This window comes from Oceanimonas sp. AH20CE76 (genome assembly GCF_039654065.1).
Taxonomy (GTDB): domain Bacteria; phylum Pseudomonadota; class Gammaproteobacteria; order Enterobacterales; family Aeromonadaceae; genus Oceanimonas; species Oceanimonas smirnovii.
In genome coordinates this window covers 195840-211574 of sequence record NZ_CP155481.1, presented here as the reverse complement: position 1 = coordinate 211574, position 15735 = coordinate 195840, and the positions used below count along the sequence as shown (strand labels likewise).

General features: G+C 56.9%; 19 protein-coding genes. 10 read left to right on the top strand and 9 right to left on the bottom strand.

Annotated features, from left to right (window positions below; translation table 11 throughout):
- Window positions 1–2 precede the first annotated feature (2 nt).
- The 9 genes from N2M06_RS01060 (at window position 3) to N2M06_RS01020 (ending at window position 7067) form a co-directional block, all read left to right on the top strand.
- Window positions 3–686, top strand: a complete 684-nt coding sequence (locus N2M06_RS01060; protein ID WP_346351339.1) for a pseudouridine synthase — start codon at window positions 3–5, stop codon at window positions 684–686.
- A gap of 90 nt (window positions 687–776) precedes the next feature.
- A complete protein-coding gene (locus N2M06_RS01055; protein WP_019934760.1) occupies window positions 777–1196 on the top strand; it encodes a GNAT family N-acetyltransferase in 420 nt (139 codons plus the stop codon).
- A gap of 182 nt (window positions 1197–1378) precedes the next feature.
- Window positions 1379–2944 carry a BCCT family transporter gene (locus N2M06_RS01050; protein ID WP_317075645.1) on the top strand — a complete coding sequence of 522 codons (1566 nt, stop codon included), beginning with the start codon at window positions 1379–1381 and terminating at the stop codon, window positions 2942–2944.
- Window positions 2945–3069: 125 nt separating this feature from the next.
- Window positions 3070–3471, top strand: coding sequence for a YjfI family protein (locus N2M06_RS01045; RefSeq protein ID WP_019934758.1), 402 nt, complete (start codon window positions 3070–3072; stop codon window positions 3469–3471).
- Window positions 3468–4154 (top strand): PspA/IM30 family protein, encoded by a 687-nt coding sequence (locus tag N2M06_RS01040; RefSeq protein ID WP_346351338.1) that lies wholly within the window; start codon window positions 3468–3470, stop codon window positions 4152–4154. The genes N2M06_RS01045 and N2M06_RS01040 overlap by 4 nt, the downstream gene beginning before the upstream one ends.
- Before the next feature lies 1 nt (window position 4155).
- Complete coding sequence (locus N2M06_RS01035) at window positions 4156–4797, top strand: YjfK family protein (protein ID WP_346351337.1); 642 nt, start codon at window positions 4156–4158, stop codon at window positions 4795–4797.
- A gap of 60 nt (window positions 4798–4857) precedes the next feature.
- A complete protein-coding gene (locus tag N2M06_RS01030) occupies window positions 4858–5274 on the top strand; it encodes a DUF350 domain-containing protein (protein ID WP_019934755.1) in 417 nt (138 codons plus the stop codon).
- A 9-nt stretch (window positions 5275–5283) separates the two neighbouring features.
- The gene (locus N2M06_RS01025) at window positions 5284–5901 is read left to right on the top strand and encodes a DUF1190 domain-containing protein (protein WP_019934754.1); all 618 of its coding nucleotides are present in this window, start codon (window positions 5284–5286) and stop codon (window positions 5899–5901) included.
- Entirely contained in the window at window positions 5901–7067 is a 1167-nt protein-coding gene (locus N2M06_RS01020; RefSeq protein ID WP_346351336.1) for a glutathionylspermidine synthase family protein, read from the top strand. Before N2M06_RS01025 ends, N2M06_RS01020 begins: the two co-directional genes overlap by 1 nt.
- Window positions 7068–7259: 192 nt before the next feature.
- Here N2M06_RS01020 and N2M06_RS01015 read toward each other — a convergent pair whose 3' ends face one another.
- From N2M06_RS01015 to N2M06_RS00975, 9 genes are all read right to left on the bottom strand, one after another.
- Entirely contained in the window at window positions 7260–7778 is a 519-nt protein-coding gene (locus tag N2M06_RS01015) for a porin (RefSeq protein WP_346352142.1), read from the bottom strand.
- A gap of 130 nt (window positions 7779–7908) precedes the next feature.
- The gene (locus N2M06_RS01010; protein WP_346351335.1) at window positions 7909–8643 is read right to left on the bottom strand and encodes an endonuclease/exonuclease/phosphatase family protein; all 735 of its coding nucleotides are present in this window, start codon (window positions 8641–8643) and stop codon (window positions 7909–7911) included.
- A gap of 141 nt (window positions 8644–8784) precedes the next feature.
- Window positions 8785–9672, bottom strand: a complete 888-nt coding sequence (cyoE, locus tag N2M06_RS01005) for a heme o synthase (protein ID WP_346351334.1) — start codon at window positions 9670–9672, stop codon at window positions 8785–8787.
- Between the two features lie 79 nt (window positions 9673–9751).
- The gene (cyoD, locus tag N2M06_RS01000) at window positions 9752–10072 is read right to left on the bottom strand and encodes a cytochrome o ubiquinol oxidase subunit IV (RefSeq protein WP_019934748.1); all 321 of its coding nucleotides are present in this window, start codon (window positions 10070–10072) and stop codon (window positions 9752–9754) included.
- Complete coding sequence (gene cyoC / locus N2M06_RS00995) at window positions 10069–10689, bottom strand: cytochrome o ubiquinol oxidase subunit III (protein WP_346351333.1); 621 nt, start codon at window positions 10687–10689, stop codon at window positions 10069–10071. The genes cyoD and cyoC overlap by 4 nt, the downstream gene beginning before the upstream one ends.
- Entirely contained in the window at window positions 10689–12671 is a 1983-nt protein-coding gene (gene cyoB, locus N2M06_RS00990) for a cytochrome o ubiquinol oxidase subunit I (protein WP_346351332.1), read from the bottom strand. Before cyoB ends, cyoC begins: the two co-directional genes overlap by 1 nt.
- 1 nt (window position 12672) lies before the next feature.
- Complete coding sequence (gene cyoA / locus N2M06_RS00985) at window positions 12673–13581, bottom strand: ubiquinol oxidase subunit II (protein WP_346351331.1); 909 nt, start codon at window positions 13579–13581, stop codon at window positions 12673–12675.
- A gap of 132 nt (window positions 13582–13713) precedes the next feature.
- Window positions 13714–14118 (bottom strand): hypothetical protein, encoded by a 405-nt coding sequence (locus N2M06_RS00980; RefSeq protein ID WP_040614562.1) that lies wholly within the window; start codon window positions 14116–14118, stop codon window positions 13714–13716.
- Window positions 14119–14253: 135 nt separating this feature from the next.
- On the bottom strand, window positions 14254–14862 hold the full coding sequence (locus N2M06_RS00975; RefSeq protein ID WP_346351330.1) for a LysE family translocator: 609 nt from the start codon (window positions 14860–14862) through the stop codon (window positions 14254–14256).
- Window positions 14863–14987: 125 nt separating this feature from the next.
- On the opposite strand from N2M06_RS00975, the gene yjjG reads away from it, so the two are divergent.
- Complete coding sequence (gene yjjG / locus N2M06_RS00970) at window positions 14988–15665, top strand: pyrimidine 5'-nucleotidase (protein WP_346351329.1); 678 nt, start codon at window positions 14988–14990, stop codon at window positions 15663–15665.
- Window positions 15666–15735 lie beyond the last annotated feature (70 nt).

Genomic DNA, 15735 nt, shown 5'->3' with positions numbered 1-15735 from the left:
CCATGCGCCTCGATAAATTCATCTGTAAAAGCACGGAGCTGAGCCGGGCCGAGGCCCGGCAGGTCATTACTGCCGGCGAGGCCCGGGTCAATGGAGAGGTCATCACCAATGAGGCCACTCAGGTGCACGAAAACAATCTGGTGACCCTGGCCGGCCAGCGGCTGGTGCCCCGTCCGTTTCGTTACTTTATGATGCACAAGCCCGCCGGCACCCTGTGCTCCAATGTGGACGGCGTTTATCCATCGCTGTTCCGCGGGCTCAACATAGACAAGCCCGACGAGCTGCATATTGTCGGTCGCCTCGACGCCGACACCACCGGCCTGGTGCTGCTCACCGATGACGGCCGCTGGTCGTTCAATATTACGCGGCCCGAGCAACACTGTGCCAAGGTGTATCGAGTCAGCTTGAGAGATCCGCTGGATGGCGGAGTGGCCGAGCGCTTTGCCCAAGGGCTGCTGTTACAGGGCGAAACCAGGCCCACTCAGCCCGCCAGGGTAGAGGCCAGCGGCCCGCGCGAGGCGCTGCTGACCATTACCGAAGGGCGCTTTCATCAGGTAAAGCGCATGTTTGCCGCGGTAGGCAACCGAGTAACCGGTCTGCACCGGGAGCAGATTGGCAACATTCGGCTGAATGTGCCGGCAGGTCAATGGCGCACACTGACCGCCACCGAGGTGGCCGGCATCTGACTGCTGAAACTGCGTTTAAAACATCGTCATTCTGAGTCTGAACCGGTATCTTGCTACCAAACCCGTTTTTTATAACCTGTGGAGACTGCCATGCATATTCAGCTTGTATCCTTTGATAACGAACATCAGCCGGCCATTCGTGCCGTGCGCAATACGGTTTTTATCGAAGAGCAGCGCATTGATCCCGGGCTGGAATATGATGGTCTGGATGATGCTGCCATTCATGTGCTGCTGAGCATAGACGGTCAATGGGCCGGCACCGGTCGCATGCTGAAGGACGGCCATATAGGCCGCATTGCCGTGCGCAAGGAATTTCGTGGTCTGGGGCTGGGGGCCAGAGTGGTGCAGGCGCTGGTAGATGAAGCCGGCCGGCAAGGCCTGAAACGGGTTTATCTGGGGGCACAGAAGTATGCCACCGGCTTTTACCAAAAGCTGGGATTTACACCTTACGGAGACGAATTTCTTGATGCGGGTATCGTGCATATTTCCATGGAAAAGAACCTGATCTAACTCTTCAGTCAGAAAGTAAAATACACCTTATACTCAGGCGTTACCGGCATTTTCCTCGGCTTTTTAAGGGATCTTGCCGTACTAAGCCATGCCAGATGGTTACTTTGCATTCTAATTAAATTTCACTTATTAGCGCCTTTTCTGTACAATTGGCGCGTTCATGCATTGAACAAAGTGAATTGATGAAAGTTTCCAACCTCAGCCTTAATGAACAAAGGCTGGTGGCCGGCCTCAGTGGCGGCTTCCTGCTCCTCTTCGTAGTTCTCGCCTTTTTTGACCTGCAACAGATGACCCAATGGATCAACCAGGGCTTTGCCTGGACCATTGATGTATTCGGCCCTCTGTGGCAGGTGTGGATGCTGGCCAACCTGGTGATTGCCCTGGTGCTTGGCCTGACCCGCTACGGTGATATTCGTCTGGGCGGTAACGTCGCCCCCGACAGCTCCACCTTTCGCTGGCTGGCGGTGATCATGTGTACCCTGCTGGCCGGTGGCGGCGTGTTCTGGTCTGCCGCCGAGCCCATGTATCACTATGTGACCACACCGCCGCTGTTTGCGGAGTCTGAATCGGGTGTGTCCCAGGTGTCTGCCGCTCTGGCCCAAAGCTTTATGCACTGGGGCTTTCTGGCATGGGCCGCCCTGGGCACTCTCTCTGCCATCGTAGTGGTATATGCGCATTATCACAAAGGCCTGGCCATGCGCCCGCGCACCCTGCTCTATCCGCTGCTGGGTGACAAGGTGGAAACCCACTGGCTGGGCACCATGGCCGATGTGGTGTCCATTATTGCGGTGGCCGCCGGTACCATAGGCCCCATTGGCTTTCTGGCTACTCAGCTGGGCTTCAGCTTTGAGGCGCTGCTGGGCTGGGAGAACAACTATGGTCTGCAGCTGGCCATTCTGGGTGGTCTGGTGGCCATTTACACTCTGTCGGCGTCTACCGGCATTGAAAAGGGCATTCAGTGGCTGTCCAGCGCCAACGTGGTACTGGCGGTGATCCTGCTGGCCATTATTCTGCTGGCAGGGCCGGGCAACTTCATTATTGATGCCTTTCTTAACGGCATGGGTATCTATCTGCAGGACTTTATGCCCATGGCGCTGAACCGGCAGGATGACAGCTGGCTGGGCTGGTGGACCCTGTTTTTCTGGGGCTGGTTTATTGGTTACGGCCCCATGATGGCGCTGTTTATTGCCCGCATTTCTCGGGGCCGCTCCCTGCGCGAACTGGTGATGGCAGTGGCGGTGATGGCCCCGCTGGTCACCAACTTCTGGTTCTCCAGCATTGGCGGTGCCGGCATTTTCTACGAGCAGGCCGCAGCCGGCGTGGTGTCGGGTCCGCTGCAGGAAAGCGGTCTGCCCGCGGCGCTGCTGGCAGTGACTCAGCAGCTGCCTCTGGCCGAGCTGATGGTGCCTGCTTTTCTGGTGCTGACGGTGATTTTTGTGGCCACTACCGGTGATTCCATGGCTTATTCCATTGCCATGGCCATCAGCGGCGACCACACCCCGCGCACCCGCCAGCGTATTTTCTGGGCCCTCACCATGGGTCTGGTGGCGGCGGTATTGCTGCGTATGGGCGAAGGCGGCATCAATGCGCTGCAGTCCTTTATCGTGATCACCGCAGCCCCTGTGTCACTGCTGCTGCTGCCAGTGCTCTGGACCGGCCCGCGTATGGCCCATGCCATGGCTTATGAGCAGGGCATTGTGACTCAGGCACCGCGCAGCAAGGTGGCATCTACAGAGAGTGCCTCCTGACATCACTTGAACGAGAGCCTTATGGCTCTCGTTTTTTATCTGCTTTCTCTCCGCCAAAGCTGGTTTTTGGAACCATCTTTGTTCTATCTTGTCTGGGTTATGGCGCAAACAACACGGAGTGACTCATGTCCTGGACCCCACAACAACTGCACGACCTGCTGGCCAAGCGCCACGGCTGGCAGTGCTCACTGGAAAATGATTCTTTGCTGATCACCAATGAAGAAGGGCTGGACGCTTTTCTGGCGGTCTCCGGCGAGCAGATTATTGCCGAAACCCTGCTGTTTCCTGCCAGCGTGGTCACCGATGCGGCAGCTCTGAACGACACCATCCTTCGCACCCATCAGCTGTTTCCGCTGACCACAGTGGGCATCAGCCACATTAACGGTGACGACTACTACATTGCCTTTGGTGCACTGTCTTCTGGCTCAAAAGAAGAAAGTGTGCAAATAGAAGTGGAAACCCTGTTCCGCAATACCGAAGCCTTTCTCGAGCTCTATCAGGACCATCTGCAAGGAGTAACCTCATGAGCGTATGGAAAAAACTGGTCACCGCCATCAAGGGCGGTGCCAACGAGGCCGCTGAAGCCGTGGCCGACAGCCAGGCCCTGCGCATTCTGGAGCAGGAAATTCGCGAGGCCAAACAGGAGCTGCGCCGCTCCGACGAGTCTCTCACCGGCATTATGGCCAAACGCAAGCTGGCCCAGCAGAAGGTAGACGCCATCAGCGCCAGCATCGCCGACTATGAGAACCATGCCCGGGCCGCCATGGCCAAGGAAAACCGCGAGCTGGCACTGGAATGCGCTCAGCGGGTGAGCGAGCTGAAAAACGAGCAGGATGCAGAAAAGTCCTATCTGGATCAGTTCACCGCCTCTGAAAGCACACTGAAAGACAATATCAGTGCCGCCAAAAACCGCCTGCGCCAGCTGGAGCAGCAACTGGATGTGGTCAAGGCCACCGACAGCGTGCAAAAGGCCCAGGCGGCGGTCTCTTCCCGCCATACCGGTGCCAACTCCCGCATGAAGACAGCGGTGGAGTCGCTGGATCGCATCAAGCAGAAACAGACCCAGCGTCAGGCCGAGCTGGACGTGGCCGCCGAGCGCGCCGCCACCGAAAGCGGCGATGCCCTGGAGCAGAAGCTGAAAAGCGCCGGCATTACCGGCAGCCAGTCGGCGGGAGCCGAAGACGAGCTGTCCCGCATTTTAGGCAAGTAATATGTTTGACTGGCTGAAAAAGAAAATACAGCCGGCGGCTCCCCAGACAGAGCCGGCCCCGGAGGTGCTGGGGCTGCGCCTGGGCGGCGGCTTTGAGCTGGACGCCCTGCGGCTGTCGCTGCTTGAAAGTCAGGTCACCTTTGAAGGGGCCGCCAGCACTCAGATTATTCAGGCAGTCGGCCGGGTGATACTAGATGAAAGCCACCAGCTGCTGCGCTTTTACACCGACGACGACGGCTTTGTGCAGGTGCTGCTGAGCGGCGGCACCACAGACGACTGCGTGACCGAAGTCAAGCTCTGGTATTTTTATCGCACCACACCGGTAGACGGCAGCAAGGCCTGGAATACTCTGCTGGAAACGGAACTGGTGCAGCCCGAGTGGGATCTGGGCGGTCGAGTGTTCAGCAAGGCATGGGACAACACAAAGCCCGTGGCCATGACCGAGACCACCTGGCTGCAGAATGGCAGCCGCAGCGATACCGATCAGTTTGTGATGCTCTATGAGCGCGCGCTGGACAACGATGACGCCGAAATACTGATGGTGGCCGGCGAAGAAAAAATCACCGGCAATCAGGCCGAACACAGCCTGGTGCTGGCCACCGGTATCGACCTGGGGCCGACGGATTTGCGCTTTGTAAGCTGAATCCAACAGTATGCCGATAAAAACGAATCGTGATTTTCAAAACGGAATAAAAGGATATTCATGGACGCTCTGTTAACTTCTCTTGCGGGCCTGGGCCCGTTTCTGCTCTATTTCGCCATGTCCATCATCATGCTGCTGCTGTTCAAGTGGCTGTATGTGCTGGTAACCCCCTATGACGAATGGCGGTTAATCAAGGAAGATCACAACCTGGCTGCCGCCATTGCGCTGGTGGGTGCCTTTGTGGGCTTCTCGCTGGCAGTAGGCAGTGCCGCTGCCAACTCGGTATCACTGCTCGACTTTGCCGTCTGGGGTGTGGTTGCGCTGGTGGCCCAGTTGCTGGCCTTTGTGATAGTGCGGCTGATGTTTCTGCCCAAGGTGGCCGAACGCATTAATGACGGCCAGGTCTCGGCCGGTGCCGTAGTGGGCGGTCTGTCGGTGGCGGTGGGCCTGCTCAACGCTGCCTGCATCACCTACTGAGGAGGCAATATGAAACGCTCCCGACGCCAGCTCTTGACCAGCATGACGCAGCGCATTGGCAAACCCGTGAGTGCTGCCATTGCCGGCTCAGTCATGCTTACCGCCTGCGGCCAGCAAGATCCGGAAGTGCAGGTATATCAGTCGCCGGAAGACTGCAGCAATGCCAATCCGGAGCAGGCCGAGCAATGCCGGGCCGCCTATCAGCAGGCGCTGGCAGAGTCGGCCGATACCGCACCCAAATATAACCGCGAGCACGACTGTGAAGCCGACTTTGGCGGCGGCAACTGTGTGCCCTATCAATATCAGGGCAACAACTGGTTTATGCCCGCCATGGCCGGCTTTATGTTTGGCCGCCTGCTGGACCAGAACCGCTATATTCATCACCCTGTATATACTTCACGCAACCCCTATTCGCCCTACTATGGGCACTGGACCACAGCCGGTGGTTACCGGCTGGGCAAGGCCAGTTACGGCAAGCGCATGCCGGTAAGCCGGGAAGCGCTCAAGCCCAAACCCAAGGTCACCCGCACCATTTCCCGGGGAGGCTTTGGCTCGTCGGCTCAGGCCAAAAGCAGCTGGAGCAGCAGCAAACGCGCAAGCAGCCGCTCCCGGGGCTGGGGCGGCTGATGCTGAGAGTGGCACACAGCGAGCGCCCGCACTGGCGCTCGCTGGCTGAGCAGCTGGGTTTTGGCTTTCATACCATGTATGGCGAACCCTACTGGGATGAAACCGCCTATTACCAGTTCACTCTGAAGCAAATAGAGCAGGACATAGAAGACCCCACTGCCGAACTGCATCAAATGTGCCTGCAAGTGGTAGACAGAGTAGTGCGGGACGAACAGCTGCTGCGCCGTTGTGGCATTCCTGAAGCGCGCTGGCAGGAAGTGGCCGACTCCTGGCACAGGCGGGATCCCAGCCTCTATTCCCGGCTGGATCTGGCCTATAACGGCCGGGGTCAGGCCAAGCTCTATGAAAACAACGCCGACACCCCAACCAGTTTGTTTGAAACCGCCTTCTGGCAGTGGCTCTGGCTGGAAGACAATGTGGATGCCGGCCGGCTGCGGCGGGACGCGGATCAGTTCAATCTGTTGCAGGAGCGGCTGGTGAACCGTTTTCGCGCCCTAGCACCGGATTACGCCGGCCAGACCCTGCATTTTGCCTGCTGCAAAGACACCGAAGAAGACAGAGGCACGGTGCAGTATCTGGAAGACTGCGCAAAGGAAGCCCGCCTGAACACCGCCTTTGTGTTTGTGGAAGACATAGGCCTGGGGGAAGGTGGCTGGCTCACCGACAGCCATGACAACACCATAGACTGGCTGTTCAAGCTCTACCCCTGGGAATTTATGTTTGAGGAAGAATACGCCGAGCACCTTGCCTCCAGCCGGGTCAACTGGCTGGAGCCCATGTGGAAATCAGTGCTGTCCAACAAGGCGTTACTGCCGCTGCTGTGGCAGCAGTTTCCCGGCCATCCCAACCTTCTTCCCGCCTATTTCGGCGACGATCCTGCTCGTTTTCAGCTGAATGAATATGTGCAAAAGCCGCTGTTTTCCCGGGAAGGCGCCAATATACGCATAGTGCACCACGGTGAGGTGGTGGCTGAAGTGGACGGCCCCTACGGCGAGGAAGGCTTTATTTATCAGGCCTGGCATCCGCTGCCGGTGTTTGGTGGCCGCCATGCTCTGGTAGGCAGCTGGCTGGTAGACGATGCCCCCGCCGGCATTGCCATGCGCGAAGACACCAGTCCCATTACTCAGGATCTGTCCCGCTATCTGCCCCATATTATTCTGGGTTAATTCGCTCTCCCAATATTCGAAAGGAGGGCAAAGGGAGCAGCTTCACGACCGATCAAATGCCATGGCCGAAAATTGCTCCTGCATTTTCGTCATTCCCGCCATCCATGGCGGTCAGATGCATTTGCCGAGCATTACATGGAAGTACTTGAAGCGTGTCGTGAAGTTGGCCGTTTGGCCGACTTGCGCTCTGGATCAGAAGTAATACTGCAGACCCACGCCGTAGAGGTTGTCCTGATCGTCCATCTTGTTCAGCATAAACTCTGCATAAATCTTGGCTTTGGGCATCAGGTAATATTCGGCTGCGAAAATATATTCATCCACCCAGTGCAGGTGCGCATTTTCACGCATGCTCTGCCGGCTGTAACCCACACCAAACGCCATTTTTTCACGGGAATAGGAAACAACTGATTCCCAGTAATCTACCCGGCGCATGCTGTAAACACGGTTCTCTTTAAGAGAAAAAACCTGCCAGTTACGTTGAAAGTCGGTGCGCCCCCGGGTTACGGCGGCATAAAAGCCATCGGGTGTGCTATAGCTCAGGCCCACCGCCATATTGCTGACATCACTGTTAGGATCAGCTTCCCGCTTGTTTTCATAGGCCACCACAGCCCCCAGACCATTTTGAGCCTGGTACCCTACAGAGCCACCATACTGAGCCCTGGTACCATCATGAGTGTTACTATATTCCGCAGAAACAACCTGACCTGCCAGACAAAAAAGTGGATTATTCTGAGACAGGTTCTGACACAGAATTATTCAATGCAAAAAAGTTACTTTTTTAACTAACAATTTACTGGCAATTCTTCATCAAAATCATGTATTTTGTCGTCAAATTGCGACATCAAAGCAAAAATCGCGCATAAATAGGATTATGATCCGATACGGTTGGCATATCGATAGCTGTCGCCGAACGCAGTTTAAGATCCCGATAAAAGATAAAATCCAGCGGTTGGTGCAGATACGTCTTAACATAATGGGCATTGTCCATTACTGCCTGACGTAACCCCGTCGCCCGGCAAAAACGGCGCAAATACAAGCGCCGCTGCCGACTCCATGCATTAAAGTCGCCGGCTACAATCAGTGGTCCGGTATGGTGCAGCAGCTCAATACGCACCTGCTCCATTTCTTTAAGAAACAGCCCCGCATGAACAAAGTTAATCGCATGCATGTTGACCACCAGCAGGGTTTCATCCTCAGGCAGTGGATGACGGGTGAGGATCAAACTTTTGTGAGTGGCAAAGCGCAGCTCCCGGCTTTGAGTCAGTAAAGGCTTTACATCATTAAAGGCACAGCGTCCGGCGGTAAGCACACCAAACATCTGCTTGCGGGTCTGCATATTGGGAGCGGCAGCCCAGGACCAGCTTTCCAGCCAGGTTTCCCCCATGGGTGCCAGTCGAGCCTCTTGTAGCAATAGTAAGCTGGTCGGGTAAAGTAACGTCAGATCGGTAATGCTTTGATGAAAACGGGCATCCTGGGTCAGTTTCTGGGCGTTCCAGCACAGAACACCAATATCGTCACCGGACAGCGGCTGATGCTGATGCAACAGACGGGACGGTGTGGTGCGGGGTCTCAGCATTCAAATTCACCTGTGCAACACAATACCATTGCCAGAGTGTATCAGCAGCCAGATGTCTTGAGCAGAAAGAGAGACAAGAACAAAAGAAGGACCGGAGTAACGCTGCTTACTCCGGCCAAATGGGAGAGAACCGGTAAAAGCTTAAAAATTCATCGCCAGCCAGGCGTCGGGCGCAACCCGAAAGTCGAGCGCCATGGTCACGCTGATGGCGGTGATGGTAATGATGGACAGCACAAACACACGGCGGGCCCAGCCCAGCTCCTCGGCCCCCCGGCGATAACCGTTAAAGGCCATCACCAGCCACCACAGGCTGGTGGCACAGGCCACCGTCATAAAGGTGAGACCGGTGTAACCACTGAGCGGCAACAGAGCAGTCACCAGGCAGAACAGCGCAATGTAGAGCACGATTTGCCGCTTGGCTCTGGCCATTCCCTTCGCCACCGGCAGTACCGGAATGCTGGCCGCCGCATAATCCTCGTAGCGGAAAATGGCGATGGCGTAGGAATGGGGCATCTGCCACAGGCTGAACATCAGCAGCAAAATGGCAGCACCGGCGTCAAACTGACCGGTAACGGCGCAATACCCCACCACCGGCGGCACAGCGCCGGACAGGCTGCCCACCAGGGTGCCGTACACAGAGGCGCGCTTCAGCCACAGGCTGTACAGGCCCACATATACCCCATAGCCAAAGGCGGCAAAGCCGGTGGCCACAGTGTTGGTGAACCAGGCCAGCAGACCGAACCCCAGCCCCCCCAGCACCAGCCCGTACACCAGCGCGGTGCGCACCGCCAGCTCGCCGGTCACGGTCACCCGGTTGCGCGTGCGGCGCATGCGGGCGTCAATATCCCGGTCGATGCAGTTGTTCACGGCACAGCCGGAGGCCACCACCAGCGACAGCCCGATAACGGTGGCCCACATCAGCGACCAGTCGATATCGCCGCGAGCGGCCATGAAAAAGCCGCCGGCCACCGAGATCAGATTACCCATGATGATGCCCGGCTTGGTGACCTTGAGGTAAGGCCGAATCATAAAATGCCCCTTGGGATGAACCCCTTGTTCGCGTGTTTATGCCTGTATCCGGCCCGGTTGCCCGGGCCGGAACACCGTCTTAATACATCATCATTTCGTTGGAGCTGATGATGATCCATACCGACAGGCCCACCACCATCACGATAATGAGGGCGGAGAACAGGAATGCCACTGTGTTTTCCCGGCTGCCGGGCTTGAAGCTCAGGTGCAGAAAGTACTTGAGGTGCACTACTATCTGCACAATGGCCAACAACACAACCGTGCCCAGGGTCGCCCCCGGGCTCAGCTGCCCGGTCATCACCGCCCAGAACGGAATGGCGGTCAGGATCACCGACAGCACAAAGCCGGTGAGATAGGATTTCACACTGCCGTGATCCACAGCGTCATGGTTATGACTCATGCCATTGCCCCCATCAGATACACAACGGTAAACACACAGATCCACACCACGTCGAGGAAGTGCCAGAACATGCTCAGGCAGCCCAGACGGGTCAGGGTACGGGGGCCTGTGCCCCGCGTCATCAGCTCCACCATCAGCACCAGCATCCACACCAGGCCGGCGGTCACATGCAGACCGTGCATGCCCACCAGAGTGAAGAAGGAGGTGAGAAAGGCGCTGCGTTGCGGACCATTGCCAGACTCAATCAGGTGATGGAACTCATAGAGCTCCATACCGATAAAGGTGGCACCCAACGCAAAGGTCACCAGCAGCCACAGCAGGGCCAGGCCCCGCTTGTGGTTGTGGCCGGCCAGCATGGCAAAGCCGTAGGTGATGCTGGAAACCAGCAGCACCGCGGTTTCCACCGCCACGAACTTGAGATCGAACAGCTCACGGCCACCCGGACCGCCGGCGGTGTTCATATAGAGCACCGCATAGGTGGCGAACACCGAGGCGAACAGCAGGCAGTCGGTCATCAGATAGAGCCAGAAACCGAACAGGGTATTGCCCCCGGTGTCGTGGTGCTCTTCTTCGTGGTGCTCATGCACCTGTTTGAGATCAACGGATACGGCTTCCATCAGGCCTCCTTCATCACGTTACGCAGGTGTGCCTGCTCAATGCGCTCGACTTCGTCGGGCTGCACGTAATAGTCGGTGTCGGTGTCATAGGCCCGGCACAGGAAGACAACAAAGCTGGCCACCAGACCGGCAATCACCATCCACCAGATATGCCAGATGGCACCAAAGCCGGCGGCAGTGGCAGCGGCGGCAATCAGCACACCACAGGCGGTGTTCTTGGGCATGTGAATGGGCTGATAGCTGCTCTGTGGCTGATAGGCGATGCCCTTTTCCTTCATGTCGGTAAAGGCGTCGATATCGCTCACATGGGGCAGTTTGGCGAAGTTGTAGAACTGGGGCGGAGAGCTGGTGGACCACTCCAGGGTGTGGCCGCTCCAGGGGTCGCCGGTCAGATCCTTGTTCGCTTCGCGATCACGGAAGGCGGTATACAGCTGGTAGAACTGCACCAGAATACCGATCAGAATGAAGACAGCGCCCACGGCGGCCAGGTACAGCCAGAAGTTCCAGGCCGGGTTGTCGGTGCTGTTCAGGCGACGGGTCATGCCCAGAAAGCCCAGCACATACAGCGGCATAAAGGCCACGTAGAAGCCGATTTGCCAGCACCAGAAGGACACCTTGCCCAGCTTTTCGTCGAGATGAAAGCCCATGGCTTTCGGGAACCAGAAGGCAAAGCCTGCCAGGTAGCCGAACACGGCACCACCTATGATGGTGTTGTGGAAGTGAGCAATCAGGAACAGGCTGTTGTGCAGCACAAAGTCGGCTCCCGGTACCGCCAGCAACACGCCGGTCATGCCACCAATGGTAAAGGTGGTCATAAAGCCTAAGGTCCACAGCACAGGCACGGTAATGCGCAGGCGGCCGCGATACATGGTAAACAGCCAGTTGAACAGCTTCACCCCGGTGGGCACGGCGATGATCATGGTCATGACGCCAAAGAAGGCGTTGACGTTGGCGCTGGAGCCCATGGTGAAGAAGTGGTGCAGCCACACGATAAAGCCCAGCACCGAAATGGCACCGCTGGCATAGACCATGGAGTTGTAGCCAAACAGCCGCTTGCCGGTAAAGGTGGAGATCACTTCAGAGAAGATACCAAAGGCCGGCAAAATCAGAATGTACACCTCGGGATGACCCCAGGCCCAGAACAGGTTGATGTACATCATGGCGTTACCGCCGGCGGCGTTGGTGAAGAAGTGGAAGTCCAGGTAGCGATCCAGGGTCAGCATGCCCAGCACCGCAGTCAGGATGGGGAAGGACGCCACGATCAGAATGTTGGCCCAGGTGCAGGTCCAGGTGAAGATCGGCATCTGCATCAGCTTCATACCCGGCGTTCGCATTTTGAACACGGTCACCAGGAAGTTAACGCCGGTGAGCAGGGTACCGATACCCGATATCTGCAAGGCCCAGATGTAGTAATCCACCCCCACGCCCGGACTGAAGTCCAGCTCCGACAGCGGCGGATAGGCCACCCAGCCGGTCTTGGCGAATTCACCCAGACCGAGGGAGATATTCACCAGCACGGCACCGGACACCGCCAGCCAGAAGCTGAGGTTGTTCAGAAAGGGGAAGGCCACGTCGCGGGCACCGATCTGCAGCGGCAGCACTATGTTCATCAGGCCGATCATGAAGGGCATGGCCATAAAGATGATCATGATGACACCGTGGGCGGTGAAGATCTGGTCGTAGTGTTCGGGTGGCAGATAACCGTCGGCACCATTGGTAGACAGTGCCAGCTGGGCCCGCATCATGATGGCGTCGGCAAAGCCGCGGATCAGCATGACAAAGGCCAGCACGATATACATGATGCCCAGTCGCTTGTGGTCCACCGACGTGATCCAGTCGCGCCAGAGCAGGCCCCATTTCTGATAACGGGTGATCAGGAAGGCGATCACCACGGCGGCAATGGCCACCACGCCCAGGGTCACCATGATAATGGGCTCATGGTAGGGCACGGCGTCAAGTGTGAGTTTACCTAGTAACGACATATTATTTCTCAGCCTCCGTCATGGTGCTGGCTGAATGATGCTGGGAATGCGCATCGCCCTTTATGGGGTGATGGTCCTGCATAAATTTCATCACAACGTTGTGGAACAGATTCGGGCTGACATCGCCGAAGTATTCCACCGGATGGTGTTCACTGGGTTTGGCCAGCTGCCGGTAGGCCGCCATATCGAGGGTGTGTTCGCTCGTTTTCACCTTATTCACCCAGGCGTCAAAGCCGGCTTCGTCTTCGGTGGCAATGGCGTCAAACTTCATGCCGGTAAAGCCTTCGCCGCTGTAGTTGGCGGAGATGCCGTCATAGCGACCGGCCTCGTTGGCAATCAGGTGCAGCTGGGTTTCCATGCCCGCCATGGAGTAGATCTGGCCACCCAGTTGCGGAATAAAGAAGGAATTCATGGTGGTGTCGGAGGTAATGCGGAACTCCACCGGCACGTCTTTCGGGAACGCCAGCTCGTTGACGGTGGCAATGCCCTGCTCCGGATAGATAAACAGCCACTTCCAGTTCAGTGACACCACCTGCACCACCAGATGCTCTTTCTCATGGTCCAGCTTTTTATACGGGTCCAGCTCATGAGTAGAGCGCCAGGTAATAACACCCAGAATTACGATAATAATGACGGGAATTATCCACACCACGGTTTCAATTTTGGTGGAGTGAGACCATTTGGGAGCATAAGCCTCGTTGCGTCCTTCCCGGTATTTCCAGGCAAAGAACAAGGTCATAACGATCACCGGAATCACCACCAGCAGCATCAGGCCGGTAGCCACCATGATCAGGTACTTTTCATCGGCACCGATCTGGCCCTTGGGATCCAGCACGCCGCCTTCGCAGCCGGACAGCGCAAAGGACGCCGCCCCTGCCAGCAGCAGGTTAACTAACTTTCGAATAAACAAAGGAAACCTTCCCCTATTCCTATGGGTCTAGCTTGCCGCTTATCGGCAAGACCATATTGGAACTTTCGGGTATGACCCGATGGCGAAGAATGACGCAGACAAAACGGACGTAATGGTTACGTCGTCAGACTGTCAGACTCCGCAGGGGAAAACAGGTGGCGCGCGACAACTGTGCGCTTTTAACAGAGCACGGCGCGGCTTGGTTGAAGCAGAAAAGCAGGGTTTGCGTTGAGTGAGCCGGGGCCAGTTAAAGGTTTGCAGCAATAAATGCAGCAACAGCAACAGCCATTGCAGCAACAGCGGCGCAAAGACCAGCAAGGAAGTACACAGCAGTGCCTTGAGTGCATCCAGGGGCTGCAGATCTGCCAGCTGTGCCTGATATTCAAACACATCGGCAGACAGGCCGGTCCAGCTCAGCAGCCAGTCACCCACCAGCTCCAGCATCATGAGGGCACCAAGCACACCAAATCCGTCCATACCAGATCGCGACAACGACGCCAGGTCGTGCCATCTCTCGGCTATGGGCAGGTGCAACATCGGGCTCAAGGGCTGTTTCCGTTGGTTCTATCTGTTATTAAATCAGTGACACAGAGCACAAAGGCTGTTTTTTTGACCGCGAAAGGCTACCAAACTTTGATCCAGCACACAACAAGAGCATTTATTTTTAGCCTGCTAAAGCACCACTTTTACCGCCAGTACCAGTAGTACCAGGCCACTGAGCTTGTCTATTATAAATGACTTTTCACGCAGCCAGCCCAGCACAGGCCCGCGAGACAGCAACAAGGCCACCAGCACATACCAGAGCGCATCAATGCCGCCGGCGGTGAGCATCATGATGCCACCCTGCTGCCAGCCGGTATCGGCGCGCACAAACTGGCTGAACAGGGCCACAAAGAAAATGGCCAGCTGAGGGTTAAGAAAGGCCACCATAAAGCCCTCAAAAGCACCCTGCCGGCCGCGTACGACATGGCCACTTTCCCCTGTAACTGCCGGCTGTGGCTTCGCCAGCAAGGCTTTGATGCCAAGCCAGGCCAGAAAGGCGGCACCACCGTAGCGAATAATATCGAATAACAGCGGATTGCGGGTGATCAGCAGCGCCAGCCCCAGGGCGGTGATCAAAGCATAAAGCCCCACTCCCAGGCCATGGCCCAGCGCCGTAAGCACACCGTGGCTCTGGCCGCCGCGCACCGTATTGCGCATCACCACCGCCAGGCTGGGGCCGGGACTCACGGCACCCATGATGCAGATGGCCGCCAGGGCCAGCCAGCTCGACAATTCCATGCTTTTACCTCGCTATAACGAATAGCTGCATTTAAGCATAATTTGCTGTAACTATTGAGTTTTACCTGACGGACTTTCTACACTGTGCGTCTTCTGCCGGCAACTTGCTCTGGAGTTTTGATTAGATGCGCTACGACTGGATACTGTTTGACGCCGATGACACTTTGTTTCATTTCGATGCATTTGGCGGCCTTAAGCGTACTTTTGCCGAATTTGGCGTTAACTTCGATGAAAGTGCCTTTGCACACTATCAGGCTCAGAATCAGCCGTTATGGGTGGCTTATCAGAATGGTGATATTGATGCCGAAGAGCTGCGCCATCGCCGTTTTGCCCTCTGGGCCGAACGGCTGGCGGTGACCACACAACACCTGAACGAGACCTTTATGAACACCATGGTGGAGGTGTGCACCCTGCTGCCCGGTGCCAGTGAGCTGATTGCCGGGCTGGAAGGCAGAGCTCGGCTGGGCATTATTACCAACGGTTTTGCCTCCATGCAGCAGGCAAGGCTGCAGCGCGCCGGCTGGGAGCATGCTTTTTCACCTCTGGTAGTATCGGAAGAGGTGGGCGTGGCCAAGCCCGATCCGGGCATTTTTGAGCATGCGCTGGAGCTTATGGGTAACCCCGATCGCAGCCGGGTGCTGATGGTGGGTGACAACCCCCACTCCGATATTCTCGGCGGCCTCAACGCTGGCCTGCACACCTGCTGGCTCAACACTCAGGGCAAGCTCACCCCTGCAGGCATTACTCCCCACCATGAAGTGACGTCCCTTGGCCAGCTGCAGCAGTGGCTGCTGAAGGCGTGAGCTCTTCGCTTAAATACCGTGCAATGTTCGTTATCTGAAACGCAGTGCACCACGTCGTCCCAAGGGCACT

What these genes read in the sequence shown, in the direction of transcription:
- N2M06_RS01035 (WP_346351337.1), top strand. Translation starts at nt 4,156, where the DNA reads ATGTTTGACTGGCTGAAAAAGAAAATACAGCCGGCGGCTCCCCAGACA.
- cyoD (WP_019934748.1), bottom strand. Translation starts at nt 10,072, where the DNA reads ATGAGTCATAACCATGACGCTGTGGATCACGGCAGTGTGAAATCCTAT.
- cyoE (WP_346351334.1), bottom strand. Translation starts at nt 9,672, where the DNA reads ATGATTCGGCCTTACCTCAAGGTCACCAAGCCGGGCATCATCATGGGT.
- N2M06_RS01050 (WP_317075645.1), top strand. Translation starts at nt 1,379, where the DNA reads ATGAAAGTTTCCAACCTCAGCCTTAATGAACAAAGGCTGGTGGCCGGC.
- N2M06_RS01040 (WP_346351338.1), top strand. Translation starts at nt 3,468, where the DNA reads ATGAGCGTATGGAAAAAACTGGTCACCGCCATCAAGGGCGGTGCCAAC.
- N2M06_RS01025 (WP_019934754.1), top strand. Translation starts at nt 5,284, where the DNA reads ATGAAACGCTCCCGACGCCAGCTCTTGACCAGCATGACGCAGCGCATT.
- N2M06_RS01060 (WP_346351339.1), top strand. Translation starts at nt 3, where the DNA reads ATGCGCCTCGATAAATTCATCTGTAAAAGCACGGAGCTGAGCCGGGCC.
- cyoC (WP_346351333.1), bottom strand. Translation starts at nt 10,689, where the DNA reads ATGGAAGCCGTATCCGTTGATCTCAAACAGGTGCATGAGCACCACGAA.
- N2M06_RS01055 (WP_019934760.1), top strand. Translation starts at nt 777, where the DNA reads ATGCATATTCAGCTTGTATCCTTTGATAACGAACATCAGCCGGCCATT.
- cyoB (WP_346351332.1), bottom strand. Translation starts at nt 12,671, where the DNA reads ATGTCGTTACTAGGTAAACTCACACTTGACGCCGTGCCCTACCATGAG.
- N2M06_RS01030 (WP_019934755.1), top strand. Translation starts at nt 4,858, where the DNA reads ATGGACGCTCTGTTAACTTCTCTTGCGGGCCTGGGCCCGTTTCTGCTC.
- N2M06_RS01010 (WP_346351335.1), bottom strand. Translation starts at nt 8,643, where the DNA reads ATGCTGAGACCCCGCACCACACCGTCCCGTCTGTTGCATCAGCATCAG.
- N2M06_RS00980 (WP_040614562.1), bottom strand. Translation starts at nt 14,118, where the DNA reads ATGTTGCACCTGCCCATAGCCGAGAGATGGCACGACCTGGCGTCGTTG.
- N2M06_RS01045 (WP_019934758.1), top strand. Translation starts at nt 3,070, where the DNA reads ATGTCCTGGACCCCACAACAACTGCACGACCTGCTGGCCAAGCGCCAC.
- N2M06_RS00975 (WP_346351330.1), bottom strand. Translation starts at nt 14,862, where the DNA reads ATGGAATTGTCGAGCTGGCTGGCCCTGGCGGCCATCTGCATCATGGGT.
- N2M06_RS01020 (WP_346351336.1), top strand. Translation starts at nt 5,901, where the DNA reads ATGCTGAGAGTGGCACACAGCGAGCGCCCGCACTGGCGCTCGCTGGCT.
- yjjG (WP_346351329.1), top strand. Translation starts at nt 14,988, where the DNA reads ATGCGCTACGACTGGATACTGTTTGACGCCGATGACACTTTGTTTCAT.